We start from the raw sequence: 22,597 nt of genomic DNA, 5'->3' as shown, positions 1-22,597 counted from the left end.
AGGATGGGGAGAGATTCCATGAAATATTTTAAAATTCTAATAGGAATTATACTAATATTTTTTATGGGTTTCTATTTTTGGTTTTTCCAAAATTATATGAGAAATGAGGATGAGATCTCGACTATACAACTATATTTAGGTAAAAATATAGATTTATCATTTTTAACAAAAGAAAAAGTTAAAGAATATGCCGTAGGAAATATCAAAGGAGATAATAAAGATTATTTAGTAGTACTGACAGGAGCAAGATGGAGAAAATTTGGTAAAGAAGTAGTTATTTTTTCATTAGAAGAAATGAAAGAAATATATAGACGAGACTTCTCAGAATTTAAACCTTGGAAAATATCTATAGGAGATATAGATGGAGATGGAAAAGATGAAATATCTATAGGAGTATATAAAAAATCTCCTCTTCATCAAGTAATGACTAAAAGACCTTTTATATATTCCTTTGAGGATGGAAAATTAGAACCAAAATGGAGAGGATCAAGATTATCTAGACCTTTTACTAACTATATTTTTTCTGATATAGATAAAGATGGCATGGACGAAATAGTATCCATTGAAATACTAGAAGATAATAGAAAAATTATAAATACATATAAGTGGAAGGGCTTTGGATTTGAGGCATATTTAGAAACTAGAGATTATAGGGATATTACTGGACTAATGATAGAAGAAGATAAGATATATATTGAAGTTAAAGAAGAAAAGGATAAATATTTAGGATTGATAAAATTACAGGATGATAATTTAATAATAGAAAGGGTGGATTAGTATGAAAGGAAAATCATTATATTCAGTTATATCTTTAGTGTTAGTTCTGACTATTATTCTGACTGGATGTATTGGAAAGGAAGTAAATAAATCAGAAAAAGAAGATTTCGCTAATGTACCAGATTTTAATGAGAATAAAGAAGAAACCAATATAGGAGTAAACCAAGGGCTAGTAAATATAGAAGTTCCCTATGAACCAAGGGAATTTGAAACAAAAGTAGAATCCTATAAAGTAAAATCTGATTTATCTAATATTGAAAATCTGAAAATATTTGGCGAATTTTCAAAGGAGCAACTAGAACTTTTAGTGAAAAATAATTTTGTAGCAAATCCTACAAAACAAGAGCAATTGTTTTATATCTATGAAGATAACGAGTACAAGGATATACCTTCTTTTATTACCACAGATTCAATTTTACAGGTCTATCATATTTTCTATGATTATACATTACGAACATTAGAAAATGATAAATTAATAGGATTAGTAGAAGAGATGACAGATAAAATGTTAAAAAATGCTATTAGTATTTATAATGGATTAGAAGATAAAGAAATGAAGAAGATTCAGCTAAAGAATATTGCGTATTTTGCTACTGCTGAACTTGCTCTAGAGAAAGAACTTCCAAAGGAAGTTCCAGAAGAGGCAAGAAAAATAGCATTAGAGGAATTAGAAAAGATAAAAGCTCACTCTGGATTTCAACAATCTAGTCTATTTCCCTATGACTTAGATTATAGTCAATTTACTGTAAGGGGGCATTATACCCGTTCTAAGGATTTTGAGAGATATTTCAGAGCTATGATGTGGTATGGTCAGGCACCATTTCCCCTATATTTTAAAGAATATGAGGAAAGAAATATAGAGCAAACTTTACAAGCTCTCTTGATAACTTATAGTTTATATTCAGATAAGGAAAGCTATAATAAATGGGAGAATATATATGAACCAACAAATTTCTTTGTAGGGAACTCTGATGATTTGAATATTTACCAATATGGAGAATTATTATTTAAAATATATGGTAAAAATCCTGATTTAAATAAACTAGGTGATAAGAAAAAATTAGATGAATTTTATAAAGAAGCAGATAAACTTCCAGAACCGCGAATAAAGCCAAAATATACTTCAGTAAGTACTCCTGCAGGTAAACAGTTTAGATTTATGGGACAAAGGTATGTCCTTGATGCTGAAATAATTCAAGAGTTAGTAGAACCAATAGAAAGACCAATACCATCAGGACTTGATGTAATGGGGGTTCTAGGTTCTGAAAGAGCAAAAGAAATTCAATTATCTAAAGAAGAAAATCAAGGATGGGAAGGTTATCCAAAAGAATTCAATAGGCTAAGAGATAAGTTTGAGAAACTATCAGATAAACAATGGATGGGAAATATGTATCAAGGGTGGCTCTGGACATTAAAGGGATTTCTAGAACCTTTTGGAGAAGGTTATCCATCTTTTATGACTAATGAGGCTTGGGTAGAGAAGGATTTAAATACAGCCCTTGGCTCTTGGTCAGAACTCAAACATGATACTATTCTTTATGGAAAGCAATCTGGTGCAGAAATGGGTGGTGAAGGATTTAAAGAAGTAGTAGGATATGTGGAGCCAAATATAGAGGTATATGAAAAATTATTGTGGCTAACTAAATTCTCAAGAAAAAATTTATCCATTAGGGGTTTAACTATAGAAGGAATAGATATGAAGATGGGAGAACTTGAAAAACTTCTAGAGTTTTTAATAAACTGTTCAATAAAAGAGCTTAAGAATGAAGAATTAACTATTGAAGAATATGAATATATCCAAATCTATGGTGGTGTACTAGAAAGTTTAACAGCTTCCTTTGCCGGAGATTATTTGCGTTGGTTTGAGATAACTTCTGAAACAGATAAAAATATGGCAGTAATAGCAGATTTCCATACAATAGCACCAAATTCTTATAGTGATGGAGGTTATATGGAGGCAGGAGTTGGTCCTGCATATGAAATATACGTAGTAGTGCCTATAGGAGGAAAATTATATCTTACAAGAGGTGCTGTATTTAGTTATCATGAATTCATATCAGATATAAGATTAACAGATGAAAAGTGGCAAGAAATGATAAAGGAAGATAAACAACCGAATATGCCGAAATGGACAAATTCTTTCGTAAGAGGAGGAAAGGGAGAGATACCTTATCCTGAGGATTAATGAATAACTAATAGTGAAAAAATGGAATCCTTTTAAGGATTCTATTTTTTTACATGGAAAAATTCTCTTAAATAGGATATCCTAAATATATAACTATAGGAACTTAGCTATTAAGAGGTGAGAAAGTGTATAAAATTTTTGTTATTGAAGATGATGAAAAAATAATAAACCTTATGAAAGATAGGTTAGAACGCTATGATTATACTGTAATTACTGTCAAAGATTATACAGACATTAAAGCCGAATTTATTAAAGAAAATCCTCATTTGGTTCTTCTAGATATTAATTTACCTAATTTTGATGGGTTTTTCTGGTGCAGAGAAATAAGGACTGTATCTAAAGTGCCTATTATATTTATTTCAGCTAGATTTTCTGATATGGATCAAGTAATGGCTATAGAGAATGGGGGAGATGATTATATTATAAAGCCTTTCTCCTTTGATCTTTTATTGGCCAAGATAAAGGGAGTTTTAAGAAGAACCTATGGAGAATATGCAAAAAGCAACTTTAAAGAAATCTATGAAATAGAAGGTGTTTATTTATATAAAAATCAAAATGCAGTCGAATATAGAGACAATAAAATTGAATTAAGCAAGAAAGAGTTTTCTTTACTATATATTCTCATGACAAATTTAAACGATATAGTATCTAGAGACACTTTGCTAGAAGAACTTTGGGATGATATAGAATTTGTAGATGATAATACTTTATCTGTAAATATTGCTAGGGTTAGAAAGCGTTTAGAAGACATAGGAATCTACGATGCTATTCAGACAAAAAGAGGTCAAGGTTATTCTATGATAAAGACTTGGGACTAGGTGGTAAAATGAAATTTAAAGATTATTTAAGAGATAGATTATTATATATTATTATTTATTTTATTAGTACCTTTTTAACTATTACTATAATGATGTTAGACTTAATAATTAGACAAGAAACTCTTAATATATCTAATATCATTTATGCTTTTATGCTATCTTTTATATTATTGTGCATTTTAATAACTATAGATTATATGAAAAAGAGGAAGTTTTATAGGATTCTTAACTATGGATTAGATAAAAACAAAGAGTTACAGTATATATTTAATATGCCTGACAATATAAATAAAGAATATGATGCTATTAAAGAACTACTGATTAATAATTATATAACTTATAAAAATACTTTGGAAAAGTATATAAAAGCTTCTAAAACTCATACAGATTTTAATAATAGATGGGTTCATCAAATGAAAACACCTATATCGGTTATAAAACTTATTTTGGAAAATGAAAAGGATAAGAGTATAGATGAGAATACTAAAAGAAGCTATGAAAGTATTGAAGAAGAAATAGAAAAGTTATCTCATGGATTGGAAATGGCTTTATATACTTTAAGAGTGAAGGATTTTGAACTGGATTTTAAGGTAGAAGAAGTAAGTTTACTAGAGGTTGTGAGGAATGTAATCAATGAAAATAAAACTAGTTTTATAGTGAACTCTATCTATCCTAAAATAGTTTCAAAGGAAGATCAAATAGTAAAAAGCGATAAAAAATGGGTAAAATTTGTGGTTAGTCAGATAATATCTAACGGTATAAAATATTCAAAAGTTAAAGAAAGCAAAGATAAGGATATAAGTATTTTAATATATAAAGAAAGGGATAGAACTATTTTGTCTATAGAGGATAAAGGCGTTGGTATTCCTAAACAAGATTTAGATAGAGTGTTTAACCCTTTCTTCACAGGTAGAAATGGTAGAACTTATTTAGAGTCTACAGGCATGGGACTTTATCTTTCAAAGGACATATGTGAGAGATTAGGTCACGGTCTTTATATAGAATCTGTTGAAGGAGAGGGAACTAAGGTAACTGTTATCTTTTATCATGGAAATAGTATATATGATTTAGGAAAGAGTTAATCTGACAATATTGTAAGATAGTATATTTATTTGAAAGGGAAATCAATAGTAAGATTTCCTTTATTTTTTTATAATTTATATGAAAGACTTAATTGAAGAAATTTTTAATATAGGAGGTAGAACATGATTGTATTAGAAACTAAAAATCTATCTAAAATATATGGCAGTAAGGGAAAAGGAGTATCTGTTAAAGCGTTAGATGATTTTAATATGACAATAAAAGAAGGAGAATTTGTAGGAATTATGGGTCCATCAGGAAGTGGAAAGACCACACTTTTAAATATTCTTGCCACTATAGATTCTCCATCTTCTGGTGAAGTTTTGGTAAATGGGCAAAACCCTCACAGCTTAAAAGAGGATAAATTAGCTATATTTAGAAGAACAAATTTAGGCTTTATATTTCAAGATTTCAATTTGTTAGATACTTTATCTGTAAAAGAAAATATAATTCTTCCTTTAGTATTAGAAGATTCAAAAAGGAAGGAAATTGAAAAGAAGTTGGATGAAATAGCAACAGTATTAGATATAAAAAGTATATTAAATAAAAGAACCTATGAAATATCAGGAGGACAGCAGCAAAGAACAGCTTGTGCAAGGGCACTTATAAGTAATCCAGCTATTATATTGGCAGATGAGCCTACAGGAAATTTGGATTCTAAAGCATCCTTCGACTTAATGAGTTCTTTGGAAAAGATAAATGAAGAAAGAAAAGCTACTATAGTAATGGTAACTCATGACGCTTTTGCAGCAAGCTTTTGCAAGAGAATAATAATGATAAAAGATGGAAAGTTCTTTATGGAAATAGTTAAAAATTCTAATAGACAGATATTTTTTAAGGAGATATTAGATGCCTTATCCCTTCTTGGAGGTGGATATAATGAAAATATCTAATATGGCTGTCAGTAACGTTAAAGGGAATTTGTATAGATATGTAATGTATTATCTAAGTAATTCCTTTGCAGTAACAGCATTCTTTATATTTGCTAACTTTGTATTTCATCCTGCATTAAACGTAAAGTCTATTGGAGGTCATCCTGTTGCACTAATGGGTGCCGCTAATGGCATGATAGCTTGTCAAGTAATAATAGTAATATTTTCAGTATTATTTGTAGGTTATTCCACTTCTATATTTTTAAAATCTAGGGGAAAAGAGTTTGGACTTCTTTCTTTGTATGGTATGAGTAGAAAACAAATAAAAAAATATGTACTTATAGAAAGTACTGTTATATCTTTATTATCCATAGCAACTGGTATATTAGCAGGAATGGCTTTTTCAAAGTTGTTTCTTATGGCAATGGAAGCTTTTATGGATATTAGTCTTCCTTTTAATATATCTTTAAAGGCTCTGGGACTTACTGTATTAGTATTTTTTACTCTATTTGAAGTAGTTAGTTCCCTTATGCTTTTTCAAATAAAGAATAAAGAAATAATACAACAGCTTAAGAGTAGTAAAATGCCTAAAGAAATGCCCAAGTTCTCTAAAGCAAAATCTATATTAGGAGTAATATTAATGGTAATAGGATATGGAACGGCTTGGATAGTAGAAGGTGTAGCTGTACCATTAGCTATGATACCAGTAATATTAATAGTTGTAGCTGGTACTTATTTTATATTTACTCAATTTAGTATAGCTATAGCAAATAAAATATTAAAAAATGAAAATATAATTTATAAAAAGACTAATATAATAGCATATTCTCAAATGATATTTAAACTACAAGACACAGCTAAAGTATTGTTTGCAGCAGCTATTTTAGGTGCAATTACCTTTACTGCTACAGAAACCATATATTCCTTTTTCACAGAAGTCCCTAGACTACAAGGGATAGATACTCCTGAGGCAATAGCCTTAATTCAAAGCGGCAGTAATTTAAATGATAATAGTATGGAATATGTAAAAGAAGTTTTAGATAAAAATAACGTAAAAGTAAAAGAATATCACAAAGTAAAAGGTGTAATACTTTATGATGAGAAAACGGAAAAACAAGAAGGACAGCGTAAAGAGAAGTATTTCACTATGTCAAATTCAGATTATAATAAACTAGCTAAATCTGCAGATAGAGAATTAGTGGAAGTAAAAAAAGGAGAAGTTGTATATAACTATCCTTATGAAGATCCATATATAAGTACGGAAGAACAAGATAATATAAAAAGAGCTAAATGGGATGAATATGATTTGGGGGTAGGAAGTGAAGTAAGAAGTTATAAGCTCAGTAAAGAGGTACATGGCGCTGTAATGGCATTGCCTAATATGGGATATTTTGATGCCTTAATTTTAAATGATGAAGATTTTCAAGAAGTATTAAATAAAACAAAAGAAGAAGATATAGTTATATATAATGGAATAGATATAGAAAAATGGCAAAGTTCTTATAAAGCATCTATGGAAATCAAAGAAACAATAGGAGAAAAATATGATAATAAATATTATTCAAAGGCAATTCCTTACAAAGAAATTAGAAAAAGTTTTGGGATGATCTTGTTTATTGGATTTTTCATAGCCTTTCTTTTCTTTATAGCTTCAGGAAGTATAATATACTTTAAATTATTTAATGAAATAAAGCAAGATAGATTAGAATATGATATTCTTAGAAAAATTGGAGCTACTAAAAAAGATATAAACAAGATAATTACTAAACAAATAGGAACCATATTCTTTTTACCTTTTATAGTAAGTACTCTACACTCATTTTTCGCATTAAAATCTCTTTCTAATTTATTAATGAGAAATCTGTTTACTAATGGACTTGTAGTTATGATAGGATATTTAATATTTCAGACAATATATTTCATTATAATAAGGTCTATTTATATAAGAAAAATAGAATATAATTAAAGATATATTGGGAACAATTTTTTTGTTCCCTTTTGTTCTATTTTATGGACTAGAATTCAAAAGATATTAGATAGAAATAATAATTTACAATTGAAATAACGAGTAAAGAAATATATGGATATTTAGGAAGATATTAAATGAAAATAGAAGAAAATTAGATTTAAATCTAAAATATCATTAAATATGGATAAAAACGATAAAATTTAAGACTTGATTCCCCGTTTTGTATTAAGTAACATATAAACTGTACATATTAGCACTCAACGTCAATGAGTGCTAATAAATTGGAAAAAATAAAATTAATATTAATACAAGGAGGTAGTACTAATATGAATCTAAAACCATTAGGTGATAGAGTTGTTATTAAAAAAGTTGAAGTGGAAGAAAAAACAAAGAGTGGCATAGTTCTTCCAAGTACTGCTAAGGAACAACCACAAATGGCTGAAGTTGTTGCTGTAGGCGACGAAATTGCAAATGATGAAAAGAAAAAAGATCAAATCAAAGTAAATGACAAAGTAATATTCTCAAAATATGCTGGAACAGAAATCAAAGTTGATGGAGTAGAATACACTATTCTTAAGTTAAACGACATTTTAGCTGTTGTTGAAGAATAATTAATAAAGGAGAGTGGACAAAATGGCAAAGGAAATTAAATTTGGTGAAGATGCACGTCGTGCCATGGAAAGAGGTATTAACCAATTAGCTGATACTGTAAAAGTAACTCTTGGACCAAAAGGAAGAAACGTAGTTTTAGATAAAAAGTTTGGTGCTCCATTAATTACAAACGATGGTGTAACTATAGCTAGAGAAATTGAATTAGAAGATAGATATGAAAATATGGGAGCTCAACTTGTTAAAGAAGTTGCTACAAAAACTAATGATGTAGCTGGAGACGGAACTACAACTGCTACATTATTAGCTCAAGCAATTATTAGAGAAGGTCTTAAAAACGTGGCAGCAGGAGCAAATCCAATGATTCTTCAAAAAGGAATCAAAAAAGCTGTTGATACTACAGTTGATGAAATAAAAAGATTTTCAAAGAATGTAGAATCTAAAGAAGCTATTGCACAAGTTGCTTCTGTATCTGCTGGAGACGATGAAATTGGTAAATTAATAGCTGAAGCTATGGAAAAGGTAGGTAACGATGGAGTTATTACTGTAGAAGAATCAAGATCCATGGGAACTACTTTAGAAGTAGTAGAAGGTATGCAATTTGATAGAGGATATGTATCTCCTTATATGGTAACAGATACTGATAAGATGGTAGCTGAAGTAGAAAGTCCATATATATTAATTACTGATAAGAAGATAACAAATATTCAAGAAATTCTTCCAATACTTGAGCAAATAGTACAACAAGGTAAACCACTATTAATTATTGCTGAAGATATTGAAGGAGAAGCAATGGCTACATTAGTAGTAAATAAATTAAGAGGAACATTTAACTGTGTTGCAGTTAAAGCTCCAGGATTTGGAGATAGAAGAAAAGAAATGCTTCAAGATATTGCTATCTTAACTGGTGGTCAAGTAATATCTGAAGAATTAGGATATGAATTAAAAGATGCTACTATAGATATGTTAGGTAAAGCAGCAAAAGTTAAAGTGGATAAAGAAAATACTGTTATAGTAGATGGAGAAGGTAGTCAAGCTGATATTCAAGCTAGAGTTAAACAAATAAGAACTCAACTTGAAGAAACTGAATCAGAATTTGATGCAGAAAAACTTCAAGAAAGACTTGCTAAATTATCAGGCGGAGTAGCAGTAATTCAAGTTGGTGCTGCAACAGAAACTGAACTTAAGGAAAGAAAATTAAGAATAGAAGATGCTTTAGCTGCTACAAGAGCTGCAGTTGAAGAAGGTATTGTACCTGGTGGTGGAACAGTTTTAGTGGATTGTATACCAGCTGTTGCTAAAATGTTAGAAGAATCTACTGGAGACGAAAAAACAGGTATTGATATTATAGTAAGAGCATTAGAAGAACCAGTAAGACAAATTGCAACAAATGCAGGACTAGAAGGATCCATAATAGTTGAAAAAGTTAAAGATGCAGAAGACGGAGTAGGATTCGACGCATTAAATGAACAATATGTAGATATGATTGGAGCAGGAATCGTTGACCCAACTAAGGTAACTCGTTCAGCATTACAAAATGCAGCTTCAGTAGCAGCAATGGTATTAACTACTGAAAGTGCTGTAGTAGACATAGAAGAAGATGACCCAATGGCTGGCATGGGAGGCATGGGCGGCGGAATGCCAATGATGTAGTTTTAATAAAAACCTCCGAGGAGGAAAACAAAAATGCACCTCAAAAGTTAGACAATAAATTTAACTTTTGGAGGTGCATTTTTGTATGATTAATGCTAAAAAATGTATTAGCTTCTATTCCTATAAACATAGGGATTATGGTGAGTGGATGATATAGAATACGTGAATTAGATGGGATAATGTATAATAGTTTGTTCTATTGTAAGACACTGGACAAAGAATGGTTGAAAATATGAAGAAAAACCGTATAGAATTCTTGGATTCTATACGGTTTTGGATTTTTTTGATTTAAAGCAATTATTCTTATTATAATAAATAGGTTTATTGTCAAGAAATTCACCTTTTTTACCAACCAAAAGCAATTAAGAATGGATAAATAATGAAGTAAAATGACTTAGTATCAAATTGTGTTAATTGTTAATTGTGGTATAGTAGAAAGCAATCTTAAAGTATATTTAGTTTGATATAAAGGAATTATCACAATTATCACCCTATTATTTTTTATTAACATTATCATACTGATTATATAGAAAAGATATTTTCAAATTAGGATATATAGGCTATAAATGTGAATCTAGTATTGTATGTACTATTGCTATTTTTTATTTATATAGTTTTTACAAATTTCAAAAGTAGAATCTAAATTTAGCATAGCTTAGAAGGAATTTTAGGAATAACTTTAGGTAGCAAAACGATATTATTGACAAATTCAACTTGCGAAAATTGGAAGATAATACTTTCTTAGATAAGTTCAGTTGTTGCTTTTAGTAGAGATGAAAAGATAAATTTTAAATTCCTTCTTAAATTACTATTTGATAGTATAATTGTGAAATTATTAAATATAAAATGATGTTTAAAATAATAATAGAAACAGTTAGAGTAAGTAGAAATAACTATGGGATTAGAGAACTTAAAATAGAGATTAATAAACTAGATTATATATCGACTTAAACACAGTTAATTGTAAAATAAGTTATTAATATAAACAAAACTGACGTTTATTCAAAAAATAATAGAAATTACCTTATAAACATATCTAAGCTTAAATTTATAATGTTTTTATCATATAAGTCTTTATCATTAAAGGAGATAGAGTTAATATTTTCAGTAATAGGAAATTTTTCATTAACTTTAATCTTTCATATAAGATTTGTCGATAGGCTTGTTCCCTCTATCACCAATAAGAATTCTAATATGCAGATATAAAAATTTAATTATATTAACTAAATTACTAATTTTTTATTTTTATGAATTATTTTTTAAATTTTAATAAAAATATATCAAAAAGGGGGTAAGATAGTTAATCACATATGAAATGTCTAAATATCAATTGTGGATATTTGAGTATACTGTTATACTTGATATTCCACAAGTAAGAGGGGGGATAGCTTTATTAAATAATTTTATGGTGTACAAATAAAAAATAGACAACTTAATATAGGGTAAAAAATATAGAATAAGTTAATTTAGGGGGAATAAATAATGAAAAAATTTTTTAGAATATTTGTATTAGGCTTGATTATAACATGTGTATCATCACTTACTATTTTTGCAGAGAGTCCAAACTATGGAAAAAGTACAGAAAGTAAACCTATAGGATTATTTTTTACTGGATACATACAATGTAAGCCATCATATTATGACTCACGTGGTGGACATGCCGCATTTGGATGGTTTCAATATGAAAATACAGCAGATGAAAGTAGATATTATACAGATGTTGGGAAAAGTAAATATGATAGTAGTATTTATTCTAGAGAAAAAACAGTAAGAGATATATGGGGTTTTGGACATGATAAAGCAATTTTTAAGCATGGTTTCTTCTGGACAGGCAATGGAGAGAATTGGCCACAAACACTATTTAATATGAATTTAAATAAATTAAATTTAAAACCAGTGAGTATAGAATTTGCAGAATAGTTAAGAAAACATATATCTAAAGATTATTATATAATGCTATATGGGAAATCCTGAATTATAGACTTATAATTCTTATTTAGCTTCCTAACTATCTGAAACAATCAAATTTGATTATGATGAAATTGGAGATAAACTGGTAGTATGATTTTAATAGAAGGAAAACAAGGCATAATGTTATATATTGATACTATAGATTAGGAAGCTAAAATTTCCTACAGAGTTGATAATCACTTGAAATATGAACTATTTATTAATAAAAAATGAACAGTTAAACAAGACTTTAAAATATAAGTTTTTAAATTTAATAAAGAATAATGCAAATACGAGATTTATGAAAAATATCAACAATAAATGAATCTTGGCTATATTGCTATAATTAAATATGTTATGATTCATGCTCTAATGCTAATCATTAATTATTCCAAAAGTAATACATAGGATGAAACTAAGATTATGCTAACTATTTTTATAAAGTTGTTATATAAATTTTGATTCTTTTATCAAATTGATGATTGGAGAAAAAATATATGAAAAGAAAATCTTTTGTAATACATTTACTTCTTAGTATATTGATAACTATGTTATTTATAATGGGCTGGAAAAATTTCGAATTTTTATATGCTAGAGAAACTCATCCAATATTTTCAGATATGGAATTTGAATACATTGAAATTGAAAATAGTGCATTTTCTGCAGAAGAAATTTTAAGAGAAAATTTTAAACAAAATTTGAATAATAAAATTTTAGACGATAATGGAATATTATTATTTAAAGCTAACGGTTCAGCAGGAATAGCAATAGTTGATGGAAATTTAAATTATAGTCATCAGGTCGTGGAAGGTAGGTATTTTGAAAAAACAGACTTTCAATCAGGGGATAGAATATTAGCAATTGAAGATAGCTATTTAGCAAAGAAATATAGTGAAGGGGTAAGGACTACTGTTATAAATGGTAGGAATTATGATTTAATAGGAATTATAAGTAAAAAAGAGTTTATTGGAACAATAAGCGGTATAAATGTAGAATATATATATCCATATATAAATGAAAGGGAATATATAGGTAGCTTTTATATTATTAACCCAAAGGGGGAATATCAAGATGTCGAAAAAACATTTCACGATGATTCAGCATTTCAATATGCCAATTTCAAAAAGATTGGCATATTGGAATTAGATAAAAGATATTTGTTTAAAGAAATTTTTAAATCAGATTTAATGTTTAAGTTTATTGTAATGTCAGTTATATTTGGTCTTTTGAGTATATTATTTTACGTTAGATGGGAATTAGGAAATGAAAATTTTATTAGAAATGTACATTTTATTTTTGGTGCTACAAAGTCAAGTTTTTTAAGGACTAAGAAGCATATATTTTTAGGTATATTATTAGGGGGAATTTGTGGAGCAATAATATGTACTTTACTACAACCTTTTATATTTTCAAGTGAATATTATAAATTTATTATGATGGATAAGAAAGATTATTTGCTTGATTTTGAAACCGTATGGATACCAATAACATCTATATATATAGCAGTTTATTTAATTAACTATATTACATATTCCTATAATTGGGAAAGAAATTGGGTGAAAAAATGAAACAATTTATATGTGCATTAAAAGATTGTAGACATAGGATTATTATAAATATTTTACTTAGCATTCAAATTTTTATTATGTCTATTATGATTTCTGGAATTACTTATCAAAGTTATATATCATTTAAAAATTATAGTTATTTATATAAATGGAATAAAGATAAAGATTCAGTGGTATTTGATGTTTATATAAATACACAAAAGCCAGGCTCTTTTGAAAAATCCATATACGCTTTACAAGAAGTTTTATCAGGGGGCGAATACTCTTCTGGATTTTCTTTTTTTATTGAAGATGATAATATCTACTTATTTGGAAATTGGCAAAATATAAATGAATTTAGTACAATACCTTTTTTAAACATAAATGAAAACGAAAAAAAATTAGATAGGAATATAGATACTATATTAGCAGGACAGTCAATATATTCTACAAAAGATAAAAATATTTATCTAAGTTCTAGTGAGAATCTTATGGAAAACCAACATTTAATAAATACAAAAAATTTCGTGCAAATAGTAAGTAATTTAAATCTATTTTCACCCCCAGAAGAAACGGTAGACTCTTTTGTTAATCAAATTAATGAAAATACTATATTTTTAACAATTATTCCCAAAAAGTTAGAAATTAAAATAGATAAGATGATATCTGATTTTTGTATTTTAATTCCCCCAATATGTTTTTTATTTTTAACTATAATAGGTGTTTTATGTATTTTGGATGGAACATATAAGAAAAAATCAAGAGAATATGCTATTCATTACGTTGTAGGGGCTAGTGAAAGTGATATTTTAATGAGAATGCTTTTTCTTTTTAATATTATTAGTTTACCGGGGGTTATATTAACTATTTTGACTTATAATATGGGAAAATTTGAAACAATTGTATTTCTACAAGGACTATGTATATATGCTATTTTATTCATCTGTTCTTTTATTCCATCATTAATTCATTTTTTCAAAAATACAAATAAAGCAACATTCTTGAGAGGTGATTAGTTATGTTGTTGAAAATGGAAAATATCGGTAAAATATATGAATCCAAGTATCAAAGATGTATTGCTTTAGAAGAAATTTCTTTGGAAGTAGGAGTAAATGAATTTATTATTATTATGGGACCATCAGGATGTGGAAAAACTACTTTATTAAATATTTTAGGATTGATTACATCGCCTACAAGTGGAAAATATACTATAAGAGATGAATTAGTTAATAATATGAGTTTTAAAAAGAAAGCTAATTTAAGAAATAATTTATTTGGCTATTTACTTCAGGATTTTGCTTTAATTGAGAATGATACTGTTATAAATAATATTTTACTACCTATGAAATATTCTGATAAAAAATTTTTATTAAAAACCAAAGAAGAACGGGCTAAGGGATTAGCTTCATCTGCTGGAATAAATACAAAATTAAACCAAAAAGTTAAAAATCTTTCAGTAGGACAAAGGCAGAGAGTAGCATTTTGTAGAGCGTTGATAAATATGCCTAAGATTATTTTAGCTGATGAACCAACAGGATCATTAGATAGTCAAAACTCTGAAGAGTTGATAAAGAATTTATTAGAGTTTCATAAAAGAGGGAACTCGGTTATTATGGTTACTCATAATCTAGAGTATGCTAATATAGGAAGTAGGCTTATTACTATGAAAGATGGACATATAGAGTATTAACAAAGAATTGCCAACGGAAAATATTATTTTCCGCTGGCAATTTTTTTATAATACATAGGAAAGGATAAATTTTTATAGTATAGATTTGACTTTTAATATATTTGGGCGTTTGATGAAATGATTTGTTTTAATAAAAAGTCGGGGATAATCCCCGACCCATAGAGAGGTTAACATCTACCAAATCCACCACAGTTGCAGAATAAAATTACTAAAAGCAGGAAGAAGAACAGTAATGAGTCATCCATACCACCGTCACATCTACCACCAAATAATCCACCACGACATTGATTATCTGCCATTATAGGCACCTCCTAATAAAAAATTAAGAACAAGGACCCTTATATATTAGACTATGGATACTATTAAGAAATTGTTAATGTTTTAAGTATGAAATAAGATGAAAAACAAGGGCGTTGAGATTTAAATCTCTTTAACAGTCTATGCAGATTGGAGAAAAGTGTTAATGTTTAAAGTTGATTATTTAAAAAATAAATAATAGGCAAAAGACCTAAAAAATAACCATAAATTGTACAACAGGTCAAACATTAGTTAATTAGTAGATATTATTTTATATTATAATATTTTAAAAGAAGCTTATCCAATAATTGGCTTAGTTCAACAATTTCTTTATCAATTAGATCGTAATCATTTTCATGCATTAAATTATAGAGTTGAACTTTAGTATCTTCTATTTGTTGAATAAGTTTAAATAGTTTAACTTTTTTATCCAAGTACATACCCCTTTTCTTTTGAAAATTTGTTTGACCTGTTGCACTATGAAAATTTTATACCAAAAAATGCATATTTAAATAGAAATAGGTGGAAAAATGATGAATAATAGTATGATAAGGAGAAAATATCTTAAAAAATTATTTAATAATTATATAAACCTAATAAAACATGTGTAAGATATTGGGAGGAAAGGATTGAGAATTAGAAGAAGCTTAGTAATTAAAATAGGACATTTGCTTCATTGCATTTAATGAAAATAAATGGTAAAATTAATATTCGAAAATTAAGTAAGAAGGAGGTTATAATATGAATTTACAAACAATGGACTTAAATAACGTAGAAGAGCGACAAAGAAAATTTATACTTAGAGTTTATCTTTGGATGGCAGTTGCCTTATCTATAACTGGAATTACTGCTAAAATAACAGTTTCAAGCTATAATATATTAATGTTTATATTTAGTAGTGATGTAGTTTTTTATGGTTTAATATTTGGTGAGTTAGCATTAGTTGCTTTTCTATCTAGAAGAATAAATAGAATGTCGCTTTCAACAGCTTCATTGGCATTTATTATTTATTCAGTAGTAAATGGCTTAACTTTATCTTCTATTTTCTTGTTATATACTTATGAATCTATAGCAGCAGCATTTATCATAACTGCTGGAACATTTGTTGTAATGAGCATATATGGATATGTTACAAAAAATGACTTAACTAAAGTAGGAAATATTTGTTTAATGGCACTTTTTGGAATGATTATTGCTTCTTTAGTGAATATGCTTATGGGAAGTCAAACAGTATCTTGGGTTATATCTTATATAGGGGTTCTAATATTTATAGGATTAATTTCATATGATACACAAAAATTGAAATCAATGTGTGCTACAGGATTCTATGATGAAAGTATAGAAAAGAAAAGTGCAATAATAGGAGCTTTATCATTATATCTAGACTTTATTAATTTGTTCTTAATTATATTAAGACTTTTATCACGTCGTAGAGATTAAATTTTATATACAATGAAATAGATATTTTAAGACCAATGAGAAAAAAGAGTAGATTTCATTTTGAAATTTACTCTTTTATTTTTCATAATAAAGAGCTTTTTTTAAAATATTATTTTATATCATGTCATATCTTTATAAATAGAGAGAATTATTTTATCAAGGTTTTTTCTAGGGGGTTTTATAAAATGTTTCTTTATATAAATAAAAGGATGTTGTTAGTTTTGTTGTTAATATTAATTCTTATTGTTGGATTTATTGTATTTAGGATAATATTTAAACAAAAAAGCATACAGACAAATGCCACTCCGAAAGGGTACATAGCCTTAGTAATAAATGATTTAGGAAACAATGGAGAGGGGATAGAAGAACTTATGAAATTAGATATTCCAATCACTGGGGCTGTAATGCCTTTTTTAGAATATAGTAAAATAGATTCAGAAAAATGCTATAATGCTGGGATGGAGATTATATTACATCTACCAATGGAATCAGAATCAGGACCTATTAGTTGGTCAGGACCTAATCCAATAACTTGTGCTAAATCTAATGAGGAAGTTAGAAAAAACGTAGAAGATGGGATTAAGGAAATAAAATGGGCTAAAGGTATAAATAATCATATGGGATCAAGAGTAATGAAAAATGAAAGAATAATGAAGGAAGTTTTAAAAGTAGCTAAAGAAAAAGGATTATATTTTTTAGATAGTAGAACTGGTGAATATTCAGTAGCAGAAAGGCTAACAAAGGAGTTAGATATAGTATATTTCTATAGAGATATATTTTTAGATAACTCTAAAAGAGAACAAGATATAGTAGATTCTATGGAAAAACTTGGCCAAATAGCTTTAGAGAAAGGATATGCTGTGGGTATAGGTCATGTTGGAGGTCAAGGTGGAAAAATTACAATCGAAGTTATAGATAAGATGTCTAAGAAGCTACAGGAACAAGGAATCGAATTTATATATTTATCACAAATTGAAAAATTGAACCCTTAAGCTTAAAAGCTTAGGGGTTATTACTACAATAAAACCTTATTAAATTGTTTTTATTTATCATCCTAATTTTAGGATTTTTTTATTTGTGTTTAATTTTATAGTTTTCATTCATTTCTCTTGTTTTATTATTTTAGTCTATAACAAATAAATCCTGCATTAATAATACTTATTAGAATACTATTGCCAATTAATATACAATATTACTTAATAAGGATAGTAAATTAAGGGGGTTATAGAATGAATGAAGAAAAACTATTTCAGGAAATTAGTGAAGCGGTAGTGGAAATGGAAGATGAATTAGTAGAAGAGCTCTGTAATAAATCATTAGAATTACTTATACCAGCAGATAAAACAATTACAGAAGGTTTGGTGGCAGGAATGAATAAAGTAGGGCAGCTCTACGAGGAACAAGAATATTTTCTTCCAGAAGTACTTACTTGTTCAGACACTTTAAACATAGGGTTGGATATATTAAAACCCCATATAGAAAAAGAATCTACAGATAATCCTATAAAAGTAGTTATTGGAGTTGTTGAAGGGGATACACATGATATAGGTAAGAATCTAGTTAAAATAATGACTGAATCTGCAGGTATTGAAGTATATGATTTAGGCAGAGATGTTCCATTGGAAAAATTTATAAATGTAGCAGAAGAAGTAAATGCAAACTTTATTTGTATGTCAACACTGATGACTACAACTATGATGGGTATGAAAACTGTAATAGATATGTTAAAACAAAGAAATATAAGAAATAAATATAAAGTTATGATCGGTGGAGGACCTATTTCTCAGAAATTTGCAGATGAAATTGGTGCAGATGCATATACTGTTGATGCAAATGAGGCAGTAAAAAGAATAAAGACAATGGTAGCAAGCTAACGGAATGGAGGTGTAGATTTGAGAAAAGATCAAATGACCCCAAAAGAAAGAATGACAGCTTTTGCACAAGGACTTGAAATAGATCGTATACCATGTAATCCTCATATGGGAGTGACTATGGCACCATTCATAGGTATAACCCTTAAAGAATATTATCATTCAGCAGAGAGAATGGCAGAACTGGAGATTGCATTGTTTGAAAAGTTAAGGCATGATGGTGTAAGTGTTTCAGCTACATTAAGAGGGGTTGCTGAAGCTATGGGTTCAAAGATGCATTATCCTGATAACAATATTTCATTATTACTTGCTCCTGCAGTAAATAGTGTAGATGAAATAGAGAGTTTAAAACCTTCTGATCCTGAGAAGGATGGCAAGCTTCCATTGGTTCTTAAGGCTATAAAGATTATAAAAGATAAGATTGGTGATGAAGTAAACGTAGGGGCAGGTTTGGCTGGACCTTTTAGTACTGCTGCTTCAGTAGTTGGTACAGAAAATCTTCTGAAATGGATGCTTAAATATCCGAAGAAAGTTCATACATTAATGGAAATTGTAACTGAATCAAACAATAGATTTATTGAAAAAGCTGCAGAATTAGGCATAGGAGTAGGATTCTCAGATCCGGTATCATCCACTAGCTTAATAAGTGTTAAACAATTTAACGAATTTTCTGCACCATATATAAAAAAGAGCGTAGATAAAATGAAATCTTTAACTGGACGTAGTATTTCAATACATATTTGTGGTACAAGCAAGGGAATTTGGGAGTCTGTTATGGATACGGGAGTATCAAGTTTTAGTATTGATAATGTGGAAGACCTTGCTGAAGCAAAGAAAATAATGGGAGATAGAATTACAATATCAGGGAATGTTCCTCCAGTAGATGTAATGCAAAAAGGAACCAGGGAAGATGTTTTAAGAGCTGCTAAAGAATGTATTAAAAAGACTTATGGATCTAAAAAAGGTTATATACTTAGTTCTGGATGTCAAATACCTATGTATTCGCCAATGGAAAATATTGATGCATTAATGGATGCAGTTAGAATATATGGTAGCTATCCAATTAATGAAGAACTATTATTTAGTGAAGAGTAGGAGAGAGATTATGAATGAAAAAGAAAGATTAGTAAAATTGCTTAAGGGTGAAAAAACAGACAGACCTCCTATAATATGTCCTGGAGGCATGATGAATGCTGCTGTTACAGAGTTGCTAGGGGATATGGATCTAAATCATAATACAGAATTGGATGCTATGGTAGCCACAGCTATTAAAATTAGAGAAGTTGTAGGATTTGAAAATTATGGTGTGCCATTTTGTATGACATGTGAGGCAGAACCATTGGGGGTCACAATTAGTGAAGGGGATAAGAATAACGAACCTAGGATACTTGAATATAATAATTCTTCTATAGATGAGATAATGGAGGAATTTAGAATAAATCCACTAGAAAATAAAAGAATGGCCACTGTGATTACAGCTATTGCAAAGTTAAAAAATGATGAGATTCCAGTGATTGGAAATATAACGGGACCTATAAGTACTGCTACTTCCATTGTAGATCCTCTTAGGCTATTTAAAATGCTAAGGAGAGAACCAGATGAAGCCTATAGATTTATTGAATATGTAAATGATTATTCCATAGAATATGCAAAAGAAATGGTAAAAGCAGGTGCTGATCTTATAGCCATTTCAGACCCTACAGCCACTGGGGAAATATTAGGGAAGAAAAACTTTGATAAATTTGCAATGCCTATGTACGAAAAATTCCTAAAGGTCATGAAAGAACTTAGTATCCCCGTAATAATTCATATTTGTGGTGATGCAAAGACTATAATTGATAGCTTAAATACTTTAGAAGTAGATGCTCTTAGCTTCGATTCAATAGTAAATATGAGATTTGCAAAATCAAAACTTAATAAAAAGCTTATGGGAAATGTAAGCACTCTGTTACTGCAAAATGGGCCTATAGACAGAATTATTTCTATTACAAAGAATGCCATTGATTCTGGAGTAGATATTGTATCGCCTGCTTGTGGATTAGGTATGTCTACTCCTATTGAAAACTTAAGAGCTATGACAGACTATGTGAAAGGAAGTATATAATGCCTATAGTAAATTTTATTAAAGAAAATATAAGTATTGAAGTAGAAAAAAGCACCACCTTACTAGATGCAATTAGAGAAGCAAAATTAAATATAGAAACACCATGCAATGGTATGGGGTCTTGTGGAAAATGTAAAGTCATAGTAAAAGGGAAGTTATCAAATCCAGTTAATGGAGAAGAAAAAATTATTGACATAAACAAACGTGAAAGATTGTCTTGTATGGCAAAAATCCTTGGAGATGTAGAAGTAAAGCTTATTGATAGTGAAAAGATATTGAAAACAATAAATAAAGGTCATAGTATTGATGTGCCGGTAGATAGTTCTGTGAAAAATGTAAAGCTATCACAGATTGACAAGGAAAGCTCTAGTCCATATATAGATTATTTAGGATATAATTTTAATTCAGTAGAACTATATCAGAAAATTAGCAGATTAGAGAATAACAATCCTCAAGAAATATGGGGAGTTGTATCTGGAGAAGAATTATTGGATATAGCAGAATTTCGAAAAAAAATATTAGGTGTAGCAATAGATATTGGAACTACAGGGATTTCATATTATCTATTAGATCTATCTAGTGGAGAAATAATTGAAAAATTATCATCTTTAAATCCTCAAACTCAATATGGAGGAGATGTGCTTACAAGGATTACATATTGTATGGAAAATTCTCTAGGCTCTATTAAATTACAGGAACTGATTATAGATGAAATAAATAGCTCTCTTAAACAATTGGTGAGTAGCAAATATAGTATAAATGATATTTATCATATTGTGGTGTCAGCTAACACTACTATGCTTCATCTTTTATTAGGCATAAATCCAAGTTCATTAGCTAAAGCACCCTATAGATCAATATTTTTAAGTCCCAAGGATATTAAGGCAAAAGATTTATCTATTGAGGCCAATAGAGAAGCAATACTAACCATTATTCCTTCTGCATCTTCTTATGTAGGTGGAGATATAGTATCTGGTATTATGGCATCAGATTTTCAAAATAATAAAGAAGCTATATTTATAGATATTGGTACAAACGGTGAATTGGCAGCTTTAAGAGATGGAAAGATAATATCTACATCTACGGCAGCTGGCCCTGCATTAGAGGGAATGAATATAGAGTGTGGATGTCGTGCTCAAAATGGTGCTATAGAAACCTTTGATATAGATGAAGAGTATAATATAAGCTACAGTACTATAGGAAATAGAAAGGCAATAGGAATCTGTGGAAGTGGACTAATGGATATAACTAGTGCCTTGATTAAAAGAGATATTTTATTGAAGTCTGGTAGATGGAATAAGAAATTAGACGATAAAATAGCAGATCGATTAATAGATAAGAAATTTTATATTACAGAAGATGTATATATTTCTCAAAAAGATATAAGACAAATTCAATTAGCTAAAGGTGCTATAGCTGCCGGAGTTATTTTGATGCTGGAGGAAATAGGACTAACAATAGAAGAAATACCAAAGGCCTATATTGCAGGAGCATTTGGATATCATATTAACCCAGATAGTATCAAGACTATAGGTCTTATTCCTAGAGGATTTAAAGGAGAGATAAACTTTTTAGGCAATACTTCATTAGAAGGAGCTAAATTAGCTTTAATTAATAAATCATGTCTTGAAAAGGTGTATGATATTAATAAAAACATGATAGTGCTAGAGTTGTCTCTTAGAGAAAACTTTCAAGACGTATTTGTAAATCAGTTAAATTTTTAGAAAAGGTGATA

20 protein-coding genes are annotated in these 22,597 nt (G+C 28.7%); 18 read left to right on the top strand and 2 right to left on the bottom strand.

From position 1 onward, the window contains the following. The first annotated feature begins 18 nt into the window (after positions 1-18). The 12 genes from KQI42_RS01040 (at position 19) to KQI42_RS00985 (ending at position 15,150) form a co-directional block, all read left to right on the top strand. Positions 19-777 carry a hypothetical protein gene (locus KQI42_RS01040; RefSeq protein ID WP_216515883.1) on the top strand — a complete coding sequence of 253 codons (759 nt, stop codon included), beginning with the start codon at positions 19-21 and terminating at the stop codon, positions 775-777. A 1-nt stretch (position 778) separates the two neighbouring features. Further along, positions 779-2,962, top strand: coding sequence for a DUF3160 domain-containing protein (locus KQI42_RS01035; protein WP_216515881.1), 2,184 nt, complete (start codon positions 779-781; stop codon positions 2,960-2,962). 125 nt (positions 2,963-3,087) lie between these two features. After that, the gene (locus KQI42_RS21590; protein ID WP_216515879.1) at positions 3,088-3,780 is read left to right on the top strand and encodes a response regulator transcription factor; all 693 of its coding nucleotides are present in this window, start codon (positions 3,088-3,090) and stop codon (positions 3,778-3,780) included. Between the two features lie 8 nt (positions 3,781-3,788). Beyond that, positions 3,789-4,862, top strand: a complete 1,074-nt coding sequence (locus KQI42_RS01025) for a sensor histidine kinase (RefSeq protein ID WP_216515877.1) — start codon at positions 3,789-3,791, stop codon at positions 4,860-4,862. 123 nt (positions 4,863-4,985) lie between these two features. Continuing rightward, the gene (locus KQI42_RS01020) at positions 4,986-5,753 is read left to right on the top strand and encodes an ABC transporter ATP-binding protein (RefSeq protein ID WP_216515875.1); all 768 of its coding nucleotides are present in this window, start codon (positions 4,986-4,988) and stop codon (positions 5,751-5,753) included. Next, entirely contained in the window at positions 5,740-7,698 is a 1,959-nt protein-coding gene (locus KQI42_RS01015) for an ABC transporter permease (RefSeq protein WP_216515874.1), read from the top strand. Before KQI42_RS01020 ends, KQI42_RS01015 begins: the two co-directional genes overlap by 14 nt. A 329-nt stretch (positions 7,699-8,027) precedes the next feature. Then, positions 8,028-8,312, top strand: a complete 285-nt coding sequence (locus tag KQI42_RS01010; RefSeq protein ID WP_216515872.1) for a co-chaperone GroES — start codon at positions 8,028-8,030, stop codon at positions 8,310-8,312. 22 nt (positions 8,313-8,334) lie between these two features. Continuing rightward, positions 8,335-9,963: a chaperonin GroEL gene (groL, locus tag KQI42_RS01005; protein WP_216515870.1), complete on the top strand. Its 1,629-nt coding sequence runs from the start codon at positions 8,335-8,337 to the stop codon at positions 9,961-9,963. A 1,482-nt stretch (positions 9,964-11,445) separates the two neighbouring features. Further along, positions 11,446-11,883: a hypothetical protein gene (locus KQI42_RS01000; RefSeq protein WP_216515868.1), complete on the top strand. Its 438-nt coding sequence runs from the start codon at positions 11,446-11,448 to the stop codon at positions 11,881-11,883. A gap of 527 nt (positions 11,884-12,410) precedes the next feature. Beyond that, positions 12,411-13,481, top strand: coding sequence for a hypothetical protein (locus KQI42_RS00995; protein WP_216515867.1), 1,071 nt, complete (start codon positions 12,411-12,413; stop codon positions 13,479-13,481). Next, positions 13,478-14,476, top strand: coding sequence for a hypothetical protein (locus KQI42_RS00990; protein ID WP_216515866.1), 999 nt, complete (start codon positions 13,478-13,480; stop codon positions 14,474-14,476). The genes KQI42_RS00995 and KQI42_RS00990 overlap by 4 nt, the downstream gene beginning before the upstream one ends. A 2-nt stretch (positions 14,477-14,478) precedes the next feature. Beyond that, the gene (locus tag KQI42_RS00985; RefSeq protein ID WP_216515865.1) at positions 14,479-15,150 is read left to right on the top strand and encodes an ABC transporter ATP-binding protein; all 672 of its coding nucleotides are present in this window, start codon (positions 14,479-14,481) and stop codon (positions 15,148-15,150) included. Between the two features lie 167 nt (positions 15,151-15,317). On the opposite strand, the gene KQI42_RS21165 is transcribed toward KQI42_RS00985, so the two are convergent. After that, positions 15,318-15,449: a hypothetical protein gene (locus tag KQI42_RS21165; RefSeq protein ID WP_281420234.1), complete on the bottom strand. Its 132-nt coding sequence runs from the start codon at positions 15,447-15,449 to the stop codon at positions 15,318-15,320. Positions 15,450-15,713: 264 nt separating this feature from the next. Continuing rightward, on the bottom strand, positions 15,714-15,881 hold the full coding sequence (locus tag KQI42_RS00980; RefSeq protein ID WP_216515864.1) for a Spo0E family sporulation regulatory protein-aspartic acid phosphatase: 168 nt from the start codon (positions 15,879-15,881) through the stop codon (positions 15,714-15,716). Positions 15,882-16,188: 307 nt separating this feature from the next. Here KQI42_RS00980 and KQI42_RS00975 point away from each other — a divergent pair, with 307 nt between their 5' ends. From KQI42_RS00975 to KQI42_RS00950, 6 genes are all read left to right on the top strand, one after another. After that, on the top strand, positions 16,189-16,887 hold the full coding sequence (locus KQI42_RS00975; RefSeq protein ID WP_216515863.1) for a Bax inhibitor-1/YccA family protein: 699 nt from the start codon (positions 16,189-16,191) through the stop codon (positions 16,885-16,887). A gap of 185 nt (positions 16,888-17,072) precedes the next feature. Then, positions 17,073-17,879 (top strand): divergent polysaccharide deacetylase family protein, encoded by an 807-nt coding sequence (locus tag KQI42_RS00970; RefSeq protein WP_216515862.1) that lies wholly within the window; start codon positions 17,073-17,075, stop codon positions 17,877-17,879. 237 nt (positions 17,880-18,116) lie between these two features. After that, positions 18,117-18,761 (top strand): corrinoid protein, encoded by a 645-nt coding sequence (locus KQI42_RS00965; protein WP_216515860.1) that lies wholly within the window; start codon positions 18,117-18,119, stop codon positions 18,759-18,761. 18 nt (positions 18,762-18,779) lie between these two features. Continuing rightward, positions 18,780-19,853, top strand: coding sequence for a uroporphyrinogen decarboxylase family protein (locus KQI42_RS00960; protein WP_216515858.1), 1,074 nt, complete (start codon positions 18,780-18,782; stop codon positions 19,851-19,853). 10 nt (positions 19,854-19,863) lie between these two features. Beyond that, positions 19,864-20,862, top strand: coding sequence for a uroporphyrinogen decarboxylase family protein (locus KQI42_RS00955; protein WP_216515856.1), 999 nt, complete (start codon positions 19,864-19,866; stop codon positions 20,860-20,862). Then, positions 20,862-22,586 (top strand): ASKHA domain-containing protein, encoded by a 1,725-nt coding sequence (locus KQI42_RS00950; protein WP_216515854.1) that lies wholly within the window; start codon positions 20,862-20,864, stop codon positions 22,584-22,586. Before KQI42_RS00955 ends, KQI42_RS00950 begins: the two co-directional genes overlap by 1 nt. Positions 22,587-22,597: the final 11 nt, after the last annotated feature.

The organism is Tissierella simiarum (genome assembly GCF_018917865.1).
GTDB classification, from domain to species: Bacteria; Bacillota; Clostridia; order Tissierellales; family Tissierellaceae; genus Tissierella_C; species Tissierella_C simiarum.
This window is presented reverse-complemented; position numbering and strand designations above follow the sequence as displayed.